The organism is Amycolatopsis sp. NPDC052450, from assembly GCF_044547565.1.
Lineage (GTDB): Bacteria > Actinomycetota > Actinomycetes > Mycobacteriales > Pseudonocardiaceae > Amycolatopsis.
The window spans coordinates 282,876-299,635 of record NZ_JBIUAQ010000004.1 but is presented as its reverse complement, the minus strand read 5'-3'; the positions used below and the strand labels follow the sequence as shown (position 1 = coordinate 299,635).

The following is a 16,760-nucleotide window of genomic DNA, read 5'->3' as shown; positions in this document are numbered from 1 at the left end:
CGTCAGGAAGGCAGCGGCGTTCGTAACCAGAGGACGGGACCTTCGACCTATCAGTCTACTGTGGACGGACGAGACGGCAGCCGGACCACCGCGTCCGCGAGACCGTCCGTGATCACCCGTCGCGCCCCCGCCGAGTCGAGGAGGTCCGCGACGGCGCGGTTGTCGGCGAGATAGGTGGCGGTGAACTCGCTGAACCCGTGCCGCGACGCCGCTTCCGCCAGCTTCGTGACCAAAGCCGACGCCAGCCCGATCCGGCGCCAACCGGGCTTCACCACGACCGCGATTTCCGCGACCCCAGGCTGGGGCGTCGCCTCGTACCGCGCGATCGCCACGCCCTTCCCTGCCTCGTCACGGGCGACAATCGCGTAACGGCGATCGAAATCGAGCTCGGTCAGACGCGCCAGCAAGCGCGGCGTCACCTTCGGAGGCGGCCCACAGAACCGTCGGTACAGCGTCTCCCGATCCGCTTCGACGAGCGCCTCACCGAGTTCTTCGGCGTCGGCCGGACTCACACGGGTCACGAAGACGGTCCGGCCATCGCGCAGGTGCACCGGCTGTCCGTCCATCGGCTCAGCGTAGGACCGCGGACTTTGCGGCGATACGGCCGAAGAGGTCATGCCACGGGGACCAACGTCCCTCGCCTTCCGTCCGGTCGTCGACCGACGTCGAAACACTTTCCGAAGGGTCAGAGCGCTCAAACGTGTCTTGTCGGACGAGGTGTCCTGAAGGCCACCTTGGGGACGTTGGATTTCTCAAGGGTGGCCTTCAGGACACCGCTTCTGTCCAGGACCGGGCGCGCCACCCGGCGGCTGTGTCGCGAAAGCCACTTTCGGGACATCAGGCGTCGCGAAAGTGGCTTTCGCGACATGCGTCGATATCACGTCGCCTTTGCCTTAATTCCCGAATAGAACCGTCCTTGCCACGCACGACCCCGGCGCCTGTGGACGGGCCGAGGGCCTCCCCGTAGCTGTCAGATCAGCACCCGCTCCCGATCACGAGGAACGACAGCCTGCCAGTCATGCTCGGTACGAAGCCGTTCGGCGACCGCCGCCGAACCCTCGGGTTCGCCGTGCACGAGATAGGTGGTCTTCGGCGGCGCTCCCGCGGTGGCCCACCGCACCAGCTCGTCCGCGTCGGCATGGGCGCTGAAGGCATCGAGCTGGGCCACGTCGGCGCGAACCGTGGTGTAGCGGCCGTGGATCTTGATCTGCCTCGCTCCGTTCGCGAGGCTGCGCGCGCGGGTGCCAGGAGCGGCGTAGCCGACGATGAGCACGGTGTGCCGGTGATCGGGCAGCATGTGTTCCAGATGATGCAGTACCCGGCCGCCGCTCGCCATTCCCGACGCGGAGATGATGATCGAAGGCATCCTGGGCGCGTTGACCCGCATGGATTCCTCCACGGTCCGCAGCTCGGTCAACGAAGGCGGGGTCAGCGGATCGTGCCCGGCCAGTTCGGGCCGGATCTCCGGCCAGTGGTCGCGGAACGCTTCGCGGTACACCCGCAGCGCCGCCAGGGCCATGGGGCTGTCCACGTACACCGGAAGGTCGGGGATGGTGCGCGACCGCATCAGTTTCGCGAGGGCGGCCAGCACCACTTCGGTCCGGTCGACGGCGAACGCCGGGATGAGGACACTTCCGCCGCGCCTGGCCGTCCGCCTGATGACTTCGCCGAGTCGGTCCATGGCATCGGTGTCGTGGTGGACGCGGGAGCCGTAGGTCGATTCGAGTATCAGCGCGTCGCAGGGAGGCCGCGGCGCCGGTGGGCGAAGGAGACTGTGTGCCGGACGGCCGAGATCGCCGCTGAACACGACGTCGCGCCCGTCGGACCGCAACTGTGCCCATGCGGAGCCGAGGATGTGGCCGGCCTGCCCGAAACGCAGCGTCATGTCCTTGCCCACCGTCGTCTCGGCGCCGTACTCGAGTTCTTCGAGAAGACCGATCGCTTTCCGCGCGTCACCCGCGTCGTAAAGGGGCAAGGCCGGCCGGTGCTTCGACCAGCCGTATTTGTTGGCGTGCGCGGCCTCCTCGGTCATGAGATGGGCGCTGTCCTCCAGCACGATCGGCACGAGAGCCGCGGTGCCCGGCGTCGCGTACACCGGTCCGCGCCAGCCGGATCGCACCAGGACCGGCAGGTACCCGCAGTGGTCCAGATGGGCGTGGGTGATCACCACGGCGTCGACGTCGGTCAAGGCACGCGGCAGCGGTGCCCAATTCCGGCGGCGCAGATCGGTGAGCCCTTGGAAGAGGCCGCAGTCGACCAGGACGCGGGAACCGGGTGTTTCCAGCAGGTACTTGCTGCCGGTGACGGTTCCGGCTCCGCCATGGAAGGTCAGCGCGATGGTCACGACGACACCTTTCTCGTGGGAGCTCAGAATCCGGTTCCGAGGATTTCGTCGACAGCGCGGCGCGGGCTCGGCGGTACCAGTCCGGTGGGATAGCCGAAGCGCATGACGGCCTGCGGAAACCCGGGAAGTTCCAGATCCTCGGCCAACGCGGAACGGACCTCTGGCAGGTGCAACGGCTGGGTCAGGACCGAACCGGCCAGACCTCCGTCGACCGCTTCGAGCCAGGTGTCCTGGAGCGCGTGTCCCGCGTGCAGGTGGTCGTATCGGCCGTCGTCGACGGTGAGGAAGACGAGCAGGGTCTCGCCGGCGAGGCGACGCTGCAGGACTCGGCGATCGGGGAGAGCCGTCCCTGGGCGGACCAGTCCCGCCCAGGGAAGCGATCCGGCGGGTAGCGTGCTCGCGGCCAGTCCGACACCATGGCGGTGATAGTGCTCGTCGTGGATGGTCCACAGGGCCAGTTCGCGCTGGTACGCCAGGTCATGCTGATACGCCTCGGCGGCGAATTCGAGCAGATCCGCGACCCGGGAGAGTTCCAGCTCGTCGTGGATCAGCCTCGCTTCGACGCCGCTCTCGGTCGCGGCGGCTATCAGGTCGCCGATCTTCTCCCGCGAGACTCGCCTACCGGAGAAGGGGTGGCGGTAGCTCCCTCGCCGGGCTATCGCCGAGTACCGGTGCAGGTCGACGTCGGACGGCGCCGAACGCCCCGTGGTCTCGATCGCGGCGACGAGGTCCGGTTCGCCGTCCTCCGGGAACATCCGGGTGGTCAGGTCGTAGCCGAGAACGCGGACCGCCAGTTCCACATTGGCGAGGGCGGCACCGCAGGAGATGAGCCGGTCACGGCCTCGGGTGTCGTGCTCGGGCACTTCCAGGTCGCGGCGCTCACGCAGGAGAAGCCTGTCTCCGTCGAGCTCCAGTCGCCACGGCTGGATGTTGTGCACGGAGGGCGCCCGCAGCAACGTCCTCGCCAGTACCTCGGTCTCGGCCCTCGTCCACCCGTTCGCCATATGTCCCGTCCTCAGTCGTCACTCGATCAAGTTCCACGGTGCACCTGTCTCACGGGAACAGAGCAGGTACCGAGGGCACCGATCGCCGGGACCAAATACCCGGTGCGGAGCCTGCTAGGGCCCAAGGTCCCGGTTCGTTGGGACGTCTGGGTGGCTGTATCGGCCGAACTGCACGGGTACCGTCGGTCGAGATGCCGGGACCCCCGCAGGAGGGACGAGATGGCGACCAAGGTGTTCCTCGTGGACGACCACGAGATTGTCCGGCGAGGGCTGGCGGATCTACTCGGGAACGAGCCCGACATCGAGATCGCCGGCGAAGCCGCGTCCGTCTCCGAAGCGCTCGCCCGCATCCCGCAAAGCGATGCGGACATCGCCGTGCTCGACGTGCGGCTCCCCGACGGAACCGGTATCGAACTCTGCCGGGATCTGCTGTCCACCGAGCCGGAGCTGCGGTGCTTGATGCTCACCTCGTACGCCGACGACGAGGCGCTCTTCACCGCCATCATGGCCGGGGCGTCGGGATTCGTCCTCAAGCAGGTGCTCGGGAACGACCTCGTCTCGGCCATCCGCACGATCGCGGGTGGCGGCTCGCTGCTCGACAGCCGGACCACCGCCGCGCTGATGAACCGCATCCGCCGCGAGCGCGACCAGAACGATCCGACCGCCACCCTCTCCGATCAGGAACGGACCGTGTTCGAACTGATCGGCGAGGGCCTGACCAACCGCGAGATCGGCGAGCGGATGTTCCTCGCCGAAAAGACCGTGAAGAATTACGTCTCCCGGATCCTGGCCAAGCTCGGCATCCAGCGCCGGACGCAGGCCGCGGTCCTCGCGACCGAACTCAAGAAGACCGCGGCGCCCCCGCTGTTCGGCGATCAGTGATTCAGCGGGACGCTCCAGACCACTCGCGCACCGCCACCGTCACGGTCGCCGAACTCGGCTTCGCCGCCACACTTCTCCGCTCGGTCGGCGAGGTTCGCCAGACCGCTTCGCCTGCCCGCTTGCGGGATACCGATGCCGTTGTCGGTGACCTCGATGATCAGCTCACGGTCGGCCTCGACACTGATCGTGATCTCGTCGGCGCCGGAATGCCGGACGGCGTTGCTCAGGGCTTCGCGGACCACCGCCTCGGCGTGTTCGTGGAGCGTCTGTGGCACGAGCGTGTCGACAGCGCCGGCGATCCGGACCGAAGGGGTGAGTGTGCTCTCGGTCGTCAACTCCGTGACGGCGTCGAGCAGCCGGCGGCGCAGGCTCTTCGAGGCATCCGAGCCCGAGGTGTGCAGGTCGAAGATGGACGTCCTGATCTCGCGGACCGTGCGATCCAGTTGTTCCACCGCCTGCGTCACCCTGTCCCGGGCCAACGTGTCGGGCACCCGGGGCACGATGCTCTGCAAGCTCATGCCGGTCGCGAACATCCGCTGGATGACGTGGTCGTGCAGGTCCTGGGCGATCCGGTCCCGATCGGCGAGAACGTCCAGCAGCCGCTGATTACGCTGCTTCTCGCCGAACTCCAGCGCGACCGCCGCCTGATCAGCGAACGACGACAGCATCGGGAGCTGATCGGCCTTGTACTGGGCGGAGCCCTTGTCCCTCCCCGCGATGAGGACCCCTCCGACACCGGAAGCGCTGTTCAACGGGATCACGGCGGCCGGTCCCAGACCGTCGAAAGCGGGCTCGGCCTGACCGGAGGAGACCGTACCCAGGTCAGGGACGAGACTGGGCTGACCGGAACCGAGCACCTGATCGATGGCCGGATGCCCGCCCGCCATCGACGTACCCTCCAGAGCGGTCATCCGCTCCCCCTTGAAGACGCTCACCGTCAACGGTTGCCCGACTTCCGTGGCGAGAAGAATCAGCACCTGGTCGGCGGCGGAGAGTTCGCGAACCCTGGCGGCGATCAGATTCAGCGTGTCGGTGACCGAAGCGCCTCCGAGGAGTTCACCGTTGACTTCCGCGACCGCTTCGAGCCAGCGTTCCCGTGTCCGTGATCGTTCGAACAGCCGGGCATTGTCGATGGCGACACCGGCGGCCGCGGCGAGTGCTTGCAGGACGACCTCGTCATCGGCGGTGAATTCGGCGGCGCCCCGCTTCTCCGTCATGTACAGATTGCCGAAGACCTCGTCCCGGACGCGGACCGGGACACCCAGGAAGCTGTGCATCGGAGGATGGTTCGCCGGGAATCCCACCGATGCCGGATGCAGGCTCAGATCCGGGACCCGGACAGGATGCGGCTCCGCGATGAGCAGCCCGAGCAGGCCCCGGCCTTCCGGCAAGTGGCCCATATGAGACCGGGTTTCCGCGTCGATGCCCACGTGAACGAACTCCGACAGCCCTTCTTCGTCGCCGAGCACGCCAAGCGCCCCGTACCGGGCGTCGACCAGCTCGACCGCCGCCTCCACGATTCTCTGCAGGGTCGAGTCGAGCTCCAGCCCGGTGGCCACGGCCAGGACCGCGTCGAGCAGGCCTTGGAGCCGATCGCGGGTCTTGACGATTTCCGACAGCCGTTCTTGGACCTCATGCAGCAGTTCGTCCAGCCGTAGCCCGGTCAAGACCGCCGCGCTCGGTGGCACCTCGTCGGCCGAACCTCGCTCCGGCGGCATTCGATTGCTCCTCCCGGGTCGGCACGGTGGCCAGTCAGTCGCCCCGCACGGCCCCAGCGTTTCACCATGGGCCGCTCCTGCCAAGACGCGCGGCCGTCAGAAAGAGCGATGATCGTCCGGATGCCGCACGACCTCACCGAGTCGGCGGCGGGAGGCGTGCCGGACCGGCCCGTCCGGATAGCCGAGCCGCATGATGAGCTGAGGGGGTCCCGGCAGGTTCAATTCCGCGGTCATCCGCTCGCGGACGGGTTCCTCGTGCAGCAGCTGAGTCAGCACCGACGCGGCCAGACCTCCGTCGACGGCCGCGAGCCAGGAGCGTTGCATGGCCACTCCCGTGGTGAAGTGGCCGGCACGATCGTCATCCTTCGCCCAGAAGATCAAGATGCTCTCCGCGTCCAGCCTGCATGCGAGGGTCCGGACGTCCGGGACCAGGCTGGTCCGGCGGACCAGTCCCGCCCACGGAAGGCCCGCCTTGTCGTAGCCGGGCCGGACCAGGCCGTCACCGACACCGTCGGACCGCCAGTCCCCTGTCCACTCCTCAAGCTCTCTCTGGAGGCCGTCGCGGCTCTGAATCGTTCGGGAAGCCTGTTCGAGCAGTGCCGCGAGGCCGTCTTTGTCACCGGCGCTCAACACCCGGCAGCCGACTCCGCGCGGCAGTTGTCCGATGACCGATGCGAGCATCGACGAGGAGACCGGGATCGCGGCGAACGGGCGACGGTGACTCCGCCTCCGCGAGATGGCGGCGTACGCGTGCAGCTCGCGGCCGGACGGCGGCTCACGGCCCGAGGTGGTCACGACGGCGACCAGCGGTCCCTGTCCCGGAGGCATCTCCACCTCGATGGCCCACCCCAGCACCCGGACAGCCAGCACAAGGTTCTCCAAGGCCGCTCCACAGGAGATGAGCCGGTCGCGACCGGTCGGGTCGTGCTCGGGCAAGGAGAGATCGGTCCGTTCGCTGAGTTCCGCGCGCATACCGGGCAGGTTCAGCGACCATGGCTGGATGTTGTGCACCGACGGCGCACGGATGACGGCTCGTGCCAGGATCTCGACCTCGCTGTCGGACCACATGCGCTCATCCTGGTTCGGCATGTGCCTTCCCCCTCTCACGGAACGCGTCGACGACACTGGGCAGCGTCGGGTACAACGAGCCGGAACCGATCAGCCCGAGAAGGTCCGCGGCTTCCAGATCTTCGCGTAGCTCCTGTTTCACTCTGGCGAGCGCGAACGTGATCCCGCGGTGGCGCAGCTCGCCACAGATCCCGCGCAACGCGTCAGCCGCGGTGATGTCGAGTTCGACGTTGGCTTCCGCGTTGAGAACGAACCACTCGACCCGCTTTTCGCCGTCCAGGGCGGCGAGGGCTCGTCGCCGGAAGTCGTCGGCGTTGGCGAAACACAAGGGCGCGTCGTACCGGTAGATCACCAGACCTGGCTCGGTCGTCGCGTCGGGATAGTCGCCGACATCGTGCATCCCGGGCACGCCCGGGACGAAACCGAGCACCGCACCGTGCGGCCGTGCCAGCCGACGCAGAAGATCCAAAATGGACAACCCGACCGCGGCCAGCACACCGTACAGGACACCCAGTCCGACGACAGCGAGCAAGGTCGACAGGGACAGGACGAACTCGCTGCGGCGGAACCGCGCGATGCGCCGGAATTCCCGGGGATCGATCAGCTTCAACGCCGCGTAGACGACGATCGCCGCCAACGCCGCCTTGGGAAAGCCTTCCAACAACGATCCCGCGAAAAGAACCGTCAGCACGACCGTCGCGAGCGCGGTCAGGGAGTACAGCTGGGTCCGGGCACCCATCGCGGCTGCCAGCGCGGTCCGGCTGCCGCTCGAACTGACCGGAAACCCTTGAAGAAGTCCCGACGAGAGATTCGACGCAGCCAGCGCGCGCAACTCGCGATCGGAATCGACCCGCTCGCCGTGCCTGCCCCCGAAGGCGCGAGCGGTCAGGACGTTGTCGGAAAAGCCGACAAGGGCGATCCCCAGCGCGGGCAGTAACAGGCTCGCCAGATCTGCACCGTTCACCGCGGGGATCCCGGGTACCGGCAGTGAATCCGGGACCGGCCCGATCACCCGCATCCCTTTGTCGGTCAGAGAAAAACAGGCGACAACGGCTGCCGCCACCAGCATGACGGCCAACGGTCCGGGAAACCGCGGCAGCCAATGCTGTGACGCCAGCAGGCAAGCCAGGACGAGTCCGCCGAGGACCAGGGTCGGCCAGTGCGAGTGCCCGATGTTCACGACGAACGAACCCAGTTCCGCGAGCATGCCGTCGCCGGTCACGGGGACACCGGTCAGCTTGCCCAGCTGACTCACGATCATCAACACCGCGATCCCGGCCATGTAGCCGGTCAGTACCGGCTTCGACAGCAAGTCCGCCAGCACGCCGAGCCGGGCCAAGCCGCCCAACAGGCACAAGCAGCCGACCAAGAGAGCGAGCATGGCCGCGAGCGCTCCGTAGCGGGCGGGATCTCCGGCGGCGAGCGGGCCGAGCGCGACGGCCGTCATCAAGGCGGTCGTCGATTCCGGGCCCACCGAAAGCAGCTTCGACGAGCCCAGTACCGCGTAGATCGCCAAAGGCCCGATCACCGCCCACAGGCCGACTTCCGGGGGTAGTCCCGCGACCTCCGCGTACGCCATCACCTGCGGCACCAGGTACGCGGCGACGGTCACCCCGGCCAAGAGATCACCTCGTAGCCAAGCCCGCCGATAGCGGGTGAAGGAAAGCTTCATCGATGCCTCCGGCTCACCGCTGAGTACAACGAAGGCGGCAGGCCCGCGAACAACCTACCCTCTTGTGGGAGAGAGCTTTCCTCGTCGAGGAAACGCAATACCGGCTCGGCCGAGGACCGGTCGAACAATGCCGCGAAGACCCTTTCGAGCTGAGCCGGGTCCCGGGCCACGACGTCGAGAAGCGTGGCGTCGAACAACAGATGCCTCGCTTTGGGTTTCGGTAGATCGAAAGGATGACCGTGAACCGCCAACGACCTCGCGACCGCCGCGCTGTCGGCTTGGATACGCTGGAAGGCGTAGCCGGTCGACGCCTTGACCAGCCCGGCTTTGGTCCCGATGGCGAGGATCGAGCCGCGTCTGCGGTCGGCGGCCGAAGCGGAGAGCGGCAGGGAAGCCGACTCCTCGCGGGTGACCGCGTACTCCCGCACGCCGAGAATCGTGGCGAGGTATTCACGCAAAGCGCTTCGTTGCTCCTGGGGATACGCCACACCCCGTGAGCGCGGCGGCGCGAAGGACGTGTACTCCACCAGAGCTTCTTGAGGGCCGCGTGGCAGGACATAGACGAAGCTCGCGGCGCGCCCCTGGAACGTGCGGAAATCGAAGAAGGTGGGCACGGCCGAATCGAACGCCGGGGCGGCCGTGCGGACGTGCCAGCCGCGGAAGATCAGCCAGCCGTCCACCCTGGCCGGGCCAGGCCGGAGAACGCTGTCGAACACCCAATCCGCCCGGAAGGATGCGCCGTCCACAAGGGCTTCCGCACCCTGACCCGCTTGCCGGATCTCGGTGATCCGCCCGCGGCGGAAGACGACATCACCACGTCTCGCCGCGGCCCTGCCGACCGCCGCCGCCAGATCATCGCCACGGATGAAGCGGTACTTGTACCGGCCGAGGCCGACGATCCGGCTACGTCCGGCCGCGTGTACGCGGAACCGATCGAACGTTCGCGACACCGCCTCGTCGAGGAGCCCCGGCTCAGCGGACCAGAATGCCCAACCCGCGGCCGCGAGCTGACGGCTGCCGTCGTCCACGACGACGATGGGTCCCAGGGATTCCGGTCGTGCCACCAGGTGTGTCACGAGACTGAGGCCGCTGAGTCCTCCGCCGGCGATGAGGATCGTCATCAATCGAGTGCACCGCCTCGTTTCCGCGCGCACCAGTGACCTGAGGCGCACCCGAGGTCCCCGGAATCCGGGACCAACGGCACCGGACCGCGCACGTCCGCCCGGTTAACTTTGGCCGCGTAGGGCCGTGGCGAGCCGAAAGAGCCGATGATGAACCGAACCCTCCGGCTGACCGGACCGATCGTGGTCGGCGCCGACGGATCCACCGGCGCCCGTGCCGCCGCCACCTGGGGCATGCAGGCCGCCGACCGCCACGAAACCTCCCTCGAACTCTGGCACGCGCTGGGAATTCCGGACTACTACCTCGGTAGTGTGCCGCCGTCCGATGAACTCCTGCGCAAGGTCAAGAACCGCGGAGAAACGATCCTTCGCGAAGCAGCGGACACCGTGGGACACGCATCCAGCCCCGCTGTCACGACACATACCGCGGACGACTCCGCCGCGCCGGCGCTGATCGAAGCTTCCGGCACCGCCCGGCTGATCGTCCTCGGTTCCACCGAGCACAGCCGCTTCACCGCCCTGTTCGGCGGATCGGTGACGACCACGCTCGCCGGGCACGCGCACTGTCCCGTCGTGTCGGTACGGGGCCGCACCTGGGACCTGCCCGCGGCGGCGAAACAACCTGTCGTGGTCGGCGTCGACGGAAGCCCCGCCGCCGAAATCGCGATCGCCGCCGCCTTCGACGAGGCTTGCGCCCGGGGAACGGACCTGGTCGCGGTGCACGCCTGGGAGGACGTCTCAGCTTCCCGTTCCTTCGGTGATCCCCCGGGCAACTACGGCTGGAGCGCCTTCACCGAATCCGCTCGACGGATGCTCACCGACCAGGTGTCGAAGTTCCGCGACAGCTATCCCGACGTCGAAGTGCACCAGGTGGTCGTGCACGACGAACCCCGCCAGGAACTGCTGCGCTGGAGCGTCAAAGCGCAACTGGTCGTGGTCGGCAGCCGGGGCCGCGGCGGGTTCCGCGGCCTCCTGCTCGGCTCGACCGGACAGAGCCTGATCCATCACGCCGCCTGCCCGGTGCTGATCTCCCGCACCGCGGATTCCTGAGCACGAAGGAGCGACCCATGTGCACCACCGTTTCCGAGGTCATGACCACCGACCCGATCACGGTCGCGCCGGACACCGGCTACAAGCAGATCGCCGCGCTGATGGCGAGGCGTCGGATCAGCGCGGTGCCCGTCGTCGACGACTCAGGAGCGCCGATCGGTGTGGTCTCCGAGGCCGACCTCCTGGCCCGGTTTCGCGATCCCCGGCCCGCCTTGTTCGCGGGTCACCACGCCAAGGACGAATCACGCAAAGCGAAGGCCTTGATCGCCGAGGACCTGATGACCGCGCCCGTCGTGACGATCGAAGCAGGCGCCTCCCTCGCCGCCGCGGCGATCCGGCTGGCCAAGAAGGACGTGCGACGGCTGTTCGTCGTCGAGGACGCGAAGCTGGTCGGTGTCGTGTCGCGCCGGGACCTGCTGTCCACGTTCCGGCGTCCCGATGAGGAGATCCGTGGCGAGATCGAACGCGACATCCTCGCCGACACCCTGTGGGTGGGCCCCGGACAGGCGTCCGTCACGGTCGCCGACGGCGTGGTGACGCTTCTCGGCAGGCTGGACAACCGCGGCGCGGTCGAACGCGCGGGCACCCTCGCGGGCGAAGTCCCCGGCGTGGTCGACGTCCGGAACCGGCTCGACTTCGTCTGGGACGACGACGTCATCCGGCCCGCTTCCCTCGGCATCTGAGCGGCGGGACCTTCGGCCTGCCCTCGAAGGGATCCGGGCGGACCGAAGGGCCACTTCGCCCGAGGCGTCCGCCTCTCTTGGGTCGCCGACGAGCCGAGCACGATGGGAGTACAGGTCAACAACCCGCGGATCGGAAGCGAGGACCCTCCCATGTCGGCCACGAACAACCCGCAAGAACAGGCTCCCCTCGCTCGCTATGCGGATCTGAAGGACCGGCGGCTCGCTATCACCTTGTCGCGGGAAGACCTCGAGGAAGAGCACGATCGCGATCCCCTGGAGCGGATCACCTGCCGGACCCATCGCCGCTGGCTGCACCAATGCGTGTCCTCGCCGCTCCACGTCATCATCGTGACCGGCCACCGCTGGTGCCGCTCCTGCTCTCTCGCACTCTCCGTCGCGGTCGACGAACTGACGGGGGACGTCGCCTTCTCTTGCCCGGGATGCGGGCGAGCAGCGCCGACCCGGGCGACCCGCCAGCTGATTCGCGCATGCCGCGCGAGTCTCGCCGCGGCACATGACGATGGCCTCGTGTACCCGGGCCTTTCGGCCCCAGAGCCGGCGTGCCGTGTCGTAACACACTCGAATCGACCGTGAACTGCCGACCAGAGGAGAATTCCATGGCCACCACCGAAAGCGGACACCGGCACAACGTTCCCGTCCAGCATCAGGAAGACCATGCCGGCCGGTCGGCCGGTGCCATGAGCCTCGCCGTGCTCCGTGTCGCCACCGGTCTGCTGTTCCTGTGGGCGTTCGCCGACAAGACCTTCGGCCTCGGTTACGCCACCGCTTCCGGCAACGCCTGGGTCAACGGCGGCTCGCCGACGAAGGGCTTCTTGAGCCGGGTCGACGTCGGCCCGTTCGCCGAAACCCTGCGCTCCTGGGGCGGAACCTGGTGGGCGGATTGGCTGTTCATGGCGGGCCTGCTCGGCATCGGTCTCGCCGTCACCTTGGGGGTCGGGATGCGGATCTCCGCCATCACCGGCACCCTGATGATGCTGCTGATGTGGGTCGCCGAATGGCCGCTCGACCGGATGAACACCGCGGGTGAGCCGACCATGTCGACGAATCCGATCATCGAGTACCACGTGATCTACGCCCTCGTGCTCATCGCGCTCGCCGCGACGGCCGCTGGGAACACCTGGGGGCTCGGAGAGCGCTGGACTCGACTGTCCTTCGTGGACAGGAACCCTTGGCTCCGGTGACCGTCCGGGCACCGAAGTCCCGGCACCGTTCACCGGTGCCGGGACTTCGTCCTTCTCACAACCGTCGAAGGTAGTGGTCGGCCCATGGCCGCGGCCGGACGAGCACCCGGACAGCACCCGCGGCCGCCCCTTCCGCCGACACGAAGACCGGGTCGAGGTCGACGTCGACGACCTCCGGCACCAGCTCCATGATCCGGTCCGTTCGCAGGAGCAGCTCAGCGAGTGCGGATCGGCCGAGAGCGCTGTTCCCGCCGAACAGCGCCTTGCTCGCGCGCAGGCTGTCGATGAGCGCTTCGGCGTCGTTGGCGCTGAGTGGCCCCAGCCCGGTCGACCTGTCGTCGAGCAAGGCTCCATCGATACCGCCGCGTCCCAGGACGACGACCGGACCGAAGACGTCGTCGGACTGGCCGCGTACCAGCAGCTCGCGATCACCGGATCGGCGCCGGGTCACCCGGATCCCGAAACAGGCGAGCAGATCCTCGCTGTCCTTCCTGGACAACCAGCCACCGCTCGGATGCGCGGAGAGGTACTCGCCCACGAGCCGGGTCGCCGTCGCGAGATCGATATCGGAGAGATCGGGCAGGCCGCCCTCCCCTGCCTCGAGCCAGTGGGTTCGCTCGGACAGCTTCGCCATGACGGCCGCGGCCTCTTCGACATCGGCGTAGCAAGGAATCCCGTGATACGCGGCGACCGACTCCAGCTGGCCGAGCCGCACGGCGAGGACGGTCTTGCGCTCCGGTCGCGCGACCAGCCCGGCCAGCGGATCACCGACACCGGTGGGCACGCCGGCGACGATCACCGCGTCCACACCTTCGTCGGCCAGGACCTCGGTGACGCACGAGGCGAAGGCGTCGGCCGTGATCGCCGCGCTCGTGTCGAGCGGGTTGCCCACGCTCGCGTGCTCGGGCAGCAGCCGCCGGAGTGTGTCCTGGGTCTTCGGACTCAGCTCGGGCAGGACCAGACCGTTGCGAACGCAGGCCTCCGCACCCAGGACGGCGGCGCCCCCGGCGTTGCTCACGACGACCACCCGTGACCCCGATGGCAGCGGCTGCCACGAGAGCGCGGCGAGCAGGCCCAGGACTTCGGTCACCGTGTCGACGACGAGGACACCCGCCTGGCCGAACAACGCGAGTTTGGTCGCAGCCGAGACCGGCCGTGCGGCGGTATGCGCGGCCGCGGCCCGCTGTGCCGCCGGGGCGGATGCCCCACGGATGGCCACGACCGGCTTCTCCCTCGCGAGTGCGCGGGCGAGCCTGCTGAACTTTCGCGGGTTGCCGAAGGACTCCAGGTACAGCACGGCGATGTCGGTTTCCCTGTCACCGCGCCACCACCGGAGAAGGTCATTGCCGCTCACGTCGTACTTGTCACCGGTCGATACCAAAGTGGACAGACCGAGCCCCAGCCCGGCAAGTGCGTCCATCAGCGCGATCCCGAAACCACCGGACTGGGTCACCACCCCGATCCTGCCTGCCCGGGCGGCACAGCGAGCGAACGTCGTGTCGAGACGGGTCGCCGGAGCACTGTTGACCACACCGAAGCAATTGGGGCCGACCAGCCGGATCCCGTACCTGGCGACGAGTTCGCGGACACGCTGTTCCAGCGGCGTCCCGGTCAGCCCCGCGGTGACGAGCACGATCGCGCGCACTCCTGCCCGTCCGCAGTCTTCGACGACGCCCGGAACGGATTCCGCGGGCACGCAGACCACGGCCAGCTCGACCGTGGCGTCCAAAGAGGACACCGAGGGAGCACTGGGGACGCCGAGGATCTCCGTGGCGTTCGGGTTGACGGCGTACGCGTCGCCGGTATAGCCGGCGTCGAGAAGGTTTCGCAGGATCGCCCTGCCCACCGAGTCGTCACGCCTGCCTGCCCCCACGACGGCCACCGAGGCCGGGGCCAGCACGGCCCGGAGACTCGCCACGTCGGCAAGCCGTTCCCGCTCCTCGATGCGTTCGAGGTACCCGTTGGGCTCGCCGAGTTCGATCTCGACGTCGAGCTCCGGCCCTCCCCTGCCGATGACGTACGGGAGGCCGAGGTCGATGAACACCTTGATCATCCGGGTGTTCTCCGCGAGCACCAGCGCGACGAAACGGTGGATTCCCTGCGCCAAGGCCAAGGACACGAGATGTTCGAGCAACAGAGTACCGACCCCGTGCGCCTGAGCCGCGCGGTCGACGACCAGGGCGACTTCGGCCGCGTCGTCCGCATCGTCCGCGGACCATGGGCGATAGTGGGCGATCCCGATGAGGTCGTCCCCCCGGAATGCTCCGATCCCCGGGCCTTCGATCGCCAACCGGCTCAGCAGATCCAGCCTCCCCGGATGGGCGGTGAAGAAGCGCAGATAGCGGTCACGCTCGTCCAGCCGCTGATGCAGACCCAGGACAGCGTCGAAGTCCTCCACACGCAACCGGCGGACGGTGACCATGTCGCCGTCCGCCAGCAAGGCGCTCGTCCCGGCCGTCATGTCGCCGCCGGATTCCCGGTGACCAGTACGACGGCGACCACGCCCGGCACCGTGCGGACGAGCGCGTCGAGCACCCGGCGTTCGGCTTCGTCCCGGAACTCGCCGGCGATGCTCACGTAACCGCCGTCGACCTCGACAGTCCATTTCGGACGATGTCCGGCGTAGTCACTGACCAGGCCGTGCACCTGTGCGGCGACCGCGTCGTCGGGCCGGACGAGTGGGCGGAGCAGATCACGCCTGCTCACCACACCGACCAGGACACCCTCCTCGACGACCGGCAGGCACCGCAGCCGGTCGGCCAGCATCCGCCTGCCGATCTCCGTGACGTCCGTGGACGGCGAGATCACCTCCACCGGCGTGGACATCAACGCACCGACCGTGATCCCGTCACCGCCCGCCCGGATTCCCCGCAGCGCGTCGAATTCGGTGAACGTCCCCAGCACCCGGCCATCGTGGTCGACGACCGGAAGACCGGCGAATCCCTTCTCTGTCAGCACTGCCACCGCCTCGCGAAGGGATGTCGCGGGTGTGGTCGCCACCGCCGGACTGGTCATGATCTCCGAAGCACGCATCGGAGCCTCCTTGTGATCGTTCTCGGTCAAGCACGTGTGCGCAGGAAGCCCCTGCACGCTTCGAAGAGATCCTCCGGCGGACAAGCCGTGACACGGTCTTCGAGTCCCGGTGGGACGGCGGGGCCACTCGTGTCCCCCGCCGTGGTCATCACGACCGGAACCCTCTTCCGGAGCGCGCACACCACACCGAATTCGCGTGCGGTCATACCGGGCTCGGTACCGCGGACGTCGACGGCGAGATCCGGCCGGTCCTCCTCGTCCAGCGGACAGGTCCCGCCGGGCGCGAGAGCTCGGCACACTCCGGACCGGACATGGCACGGGCTGACCCGGCAGCCGAGGCCCCGCAACGCGCCCGCGATCTCACGGGACTCGTCGAAGGTGGCCTCTGTCAGCAGGATTCTCATCTCTTTCTCCTTTCAGGCCATTCGTTGCCATTCGCGCGCCCACTCGGCGGCACGGCTGCGGCCGAGCGCCGCCCGGCACGCCAGGAAGACCGTCGCGACCACAGTGAGCCAGCCCAGCCACAGCCCCGTGCCGACACCGATGCCCTGGCTCAGGGCATCGGTGTCGGTGACCGGCGCATCCACGGGATGCCCGCGCGCGTCGAGCCAGATCCGCACCTCGTTCCCGGTCACCATCCCGGTATCGACGGTCACCACGCCTTCACGAATCAGGCCACCAGGGCCCGTCCAACGGGCGGCGACCTCGGCCTTCTCCTCAAGCGGCACACCGTCGAGGCGCACGTGCACGGGCGGCGCGTCGGCAAGGAGAACCGCGGTCGTCGCCTGACGGTCCACCGCCTGTTCCGCCGCGCGCTCCCTTCCGTCGGCGTAGGCCGCGGATCCGGCGGCCGCGGCGAACGGGATCGCCAGCAGTGCCAGCAGGACGGCGCCGAGCATCAGCGCGGCTTCGAGCCGGTCGGACCACCGGACGAGTGGATTCCGCCGCGTGATCACGGTGACGATTCCGGGCCGCGCTTTCAT

16 protein-coding genes are annotated in these 16,760 nt (G+C 68.3%); 5 read left to right on the top strand and 11 right to left on the bottom strand.

Annotated features, from left to right (window positions below; genetic code table 11):
- Positions 1-50 precede the first annotated feature (50 nt).
- The 3 genes from ACIHAO_RS10255 to ACIHAO_RS10245 form a co-directional block, all read right to left on the bottom strand.
- Complete coding sequence (locus tag ACIHAO_RS10255; protein ID WP_396556494.1) at positions 51-566, bottom strand: GNAT family N-acetyltransferase; 516 nt, start codon at positions 564-566, stop codon at positions 51-53.
- Between the two features lie 404 nt (positions 567-970).
- A complete protein-coding gene (locus ACIHAO_RS10250) occupies positions 971-2,344 on the bottom strand; it encodes an MBL fold metallo-hydrolase RNA specificity domain-containing protein (RefSeq protein WP_396556492.1) in 1,374 nt (457 codons plus the stop codon).
- 23 nt (positions 2,345-2,367) lie between these two features.
- Positions 2,368-3,348: an Acg family FMN-binding oxidoreductase gene (locus ACIHAO_RS10245; RefSeq protein ID WP_396556490.1), complete on the bottom strand. Its 981-nt coding sequence runs from the start codon at positions 3,346-3,348 to the stop codon at positions 2,368-2,370.
- A 219-nt stretch (positions 3,349-3,567) separates the two neighbouring features.
- Between ACIHAO_RS10245 and ACIHAO_RS10240 the strand changes: the two genes are divergently transcribed.
- Entirely contained in the window at positions 3,568-4,230 is a 663-nt protein-coding gene (locus tag ACIHAO_RS10240; RefSeq protein WP_396556488.1) for a response regulator, read from the top strand.
- On the opposite strand, the gene ACIHAO_RS10235 is transcribed toward ACIHAO_RS10240, so the two are convergent.
- From ACIHAO_RS10235 to ACIHAO_RS10220, 4 genes are all read right to left on the bottom strand, one after another.
- Positions 4,224-5,948 carry a GAF domain-containing protein gene (locus ACIHAO_RS10235; RefSeq protein ID WP_396556486.1) on the bottom strand — a complete coding sequence of 575 codons (1,725 nt, stop codon included), beginning with the start codon at positions 5,946-5,948 and terminating at the stop codon, positions 4,224-4,226. The genes ACIHAO_RS10240 and ACIHAO_RS10235 overlap by 7 nt on opposite strands.
- Before the next feature lie 96 nt (positions 5,949-6,044).
- Complete coding sequence (locus ACIHAO_RS10230) at positions 6,045-7,037, bottom strand: Acg family FMN-binding oxidoreductase (protein ID WP_396556484.1); 993 nt, start codon at positions 7,035-7,037, stop codon at positions 6,045-6,047.
- Entirely contained in the window at positions 7,021-8,688 is a 1,668-nt protein-coding gene (locus ACIHAO_RS10225) for a SulP family inorganic anion transporter (protein ID WP_396556482.1), read from the bottom strand. Before ACIHAO_RS10225 ends, ACIHAO_RS10230 begins: the two co-directional genes overlap by 17 nt.
- On the bottom strand, positions 8,685-9,809 hold the full coding sequence (locus ACIHAO_RS10220; RefSeq protein WP_396556480.1) for a lycopene cyclase family protein: 1,125 nt from the start codon (positions 9,807-9,809) through the stop codon (positions 8,685-8,687). The genes ACIHAO_RS10225 and ACIHAO_RS10220 overlap by 4 nt, the downstream gene beginning before the upstream one ends.
- Before the next feature lie 150 nt (positions 9,810-9,959).
- On the opposite strand from ACIHAO_RS10220, the gene ACIHAO_RS10215 reads away from it, so the two are divergent.
- The 4 genes from ACIHAO_RS10215 (at position 9,960) to ACIHAO_RS10200 (ending at position 12,744) form a co-directional block, all read left to right on the top strand.
- Complete coding sequence (locus tag ACIHAO_RS10215) at positions 9,960-10,859, top strand: universal stress protein (protein WP_396556478.1); 900 nt, start codon at positions 9,960-9,962, stop codon at positions 10,857-10,859.
- Positions 10,860-10,876: 17 nt separating this feature from the next.
- Positions 10,877-11,542 (top strand): CBS domain-containing protein, encoded by a 666-nt coding sequence (locus ACIHAO_RS10210; RefSeq protein ID WP_396556476.1) that lies wholly within the window; start codon positions 10,877-10,879, stop codon positions 11,540-11,542.
- A gap of 150 nt (positions 11,543-11,692) precedes the next feature.
- Positions 11,693-12,136 carry a hypothetical protein gene (locus ACIHAO_RS10205; protein WP_396556474.1) on the top strand — a complete coding sequence of 148 codons (444 nt, stop codon included), beginning with the start codon at positions 11,693-11,695 and terminating at the stop codon, positions 12,134-12,136.
- Between the two features lie 23 nt (positions 12,137-12,159).
- On the top strand, positions 12,160-12,744 hold the full coding sequence (locus ACIHAO_RS10200; protein WP_396556472.1) for a hypothetical protein: 585 nt from the start codon (positions 12,160-12,162) through the stop codon (positions 12,742-12,744).
- A gap of 55 nt (positions 12,745-12,799) precedes the next feature.
- On the opposite strand, the gene ACIHAO_RS10195 is transcribed toward ACIHAO_RS10200, so the two are convergent.
- The 4 genes from ACIHAO_RS10195 to ACIHAO_RS10180 are packed head-to-tail and all read right to left on the bottom strand — an operon-like array spanning position 12,800 to position 16,760.
- Positions 12,800-15,205 carry a GNAT family N-acetyltransferase gene (locus tag ACIHAO_RS10195; RefSeq protein WP_396556470.1) on the bottom strand — a complete coding sequence of 802 codons (2,406 nt, stop codon included), beginning with the start codon at positions 15,203-15,205 and terminating at the stop codon, positions 12,800-12,802.
- On the bottom strand, positions 15,202-15,777 hold the full coding sequence (locus ACIHAO_RS10190; protein ID WP_396556468.1) for a CBS domain-containing protein: 576 nt from the start codon (positions 15,775-15,777) through the stop codon (positions 15,202-15,204). The genes ACIHAO_RS10195 and ACIHAO_RS10190 overlap by 4 nt, the downstream gene beginning before the upstream one ends.
- Before the next feature lie 26 nt (positions 15,778-15,803).
- Complete coding sequence (locus tag ACIHAO_RS10185; RefSeq protein WP_396556466.1) at positions 15,804-16,181, bottom strand: hypothetical protein; 378 nt, start codon at positions 16,179-16,181, stop codon at positions 15,804-15,806.
- Between the two features lie 12 nt (positions 16,182-16,193).
- Positions 16,194-16,760: a hypothetical protein gene (locus ACIHAO_RS10180; RefSeq protein ID WP_396556464.1), complete on the bottom strand. Its 567-nt coding sequence runs from the start codon at positions 16,758-16,760 to the stop codon at positions 16,194-16,196.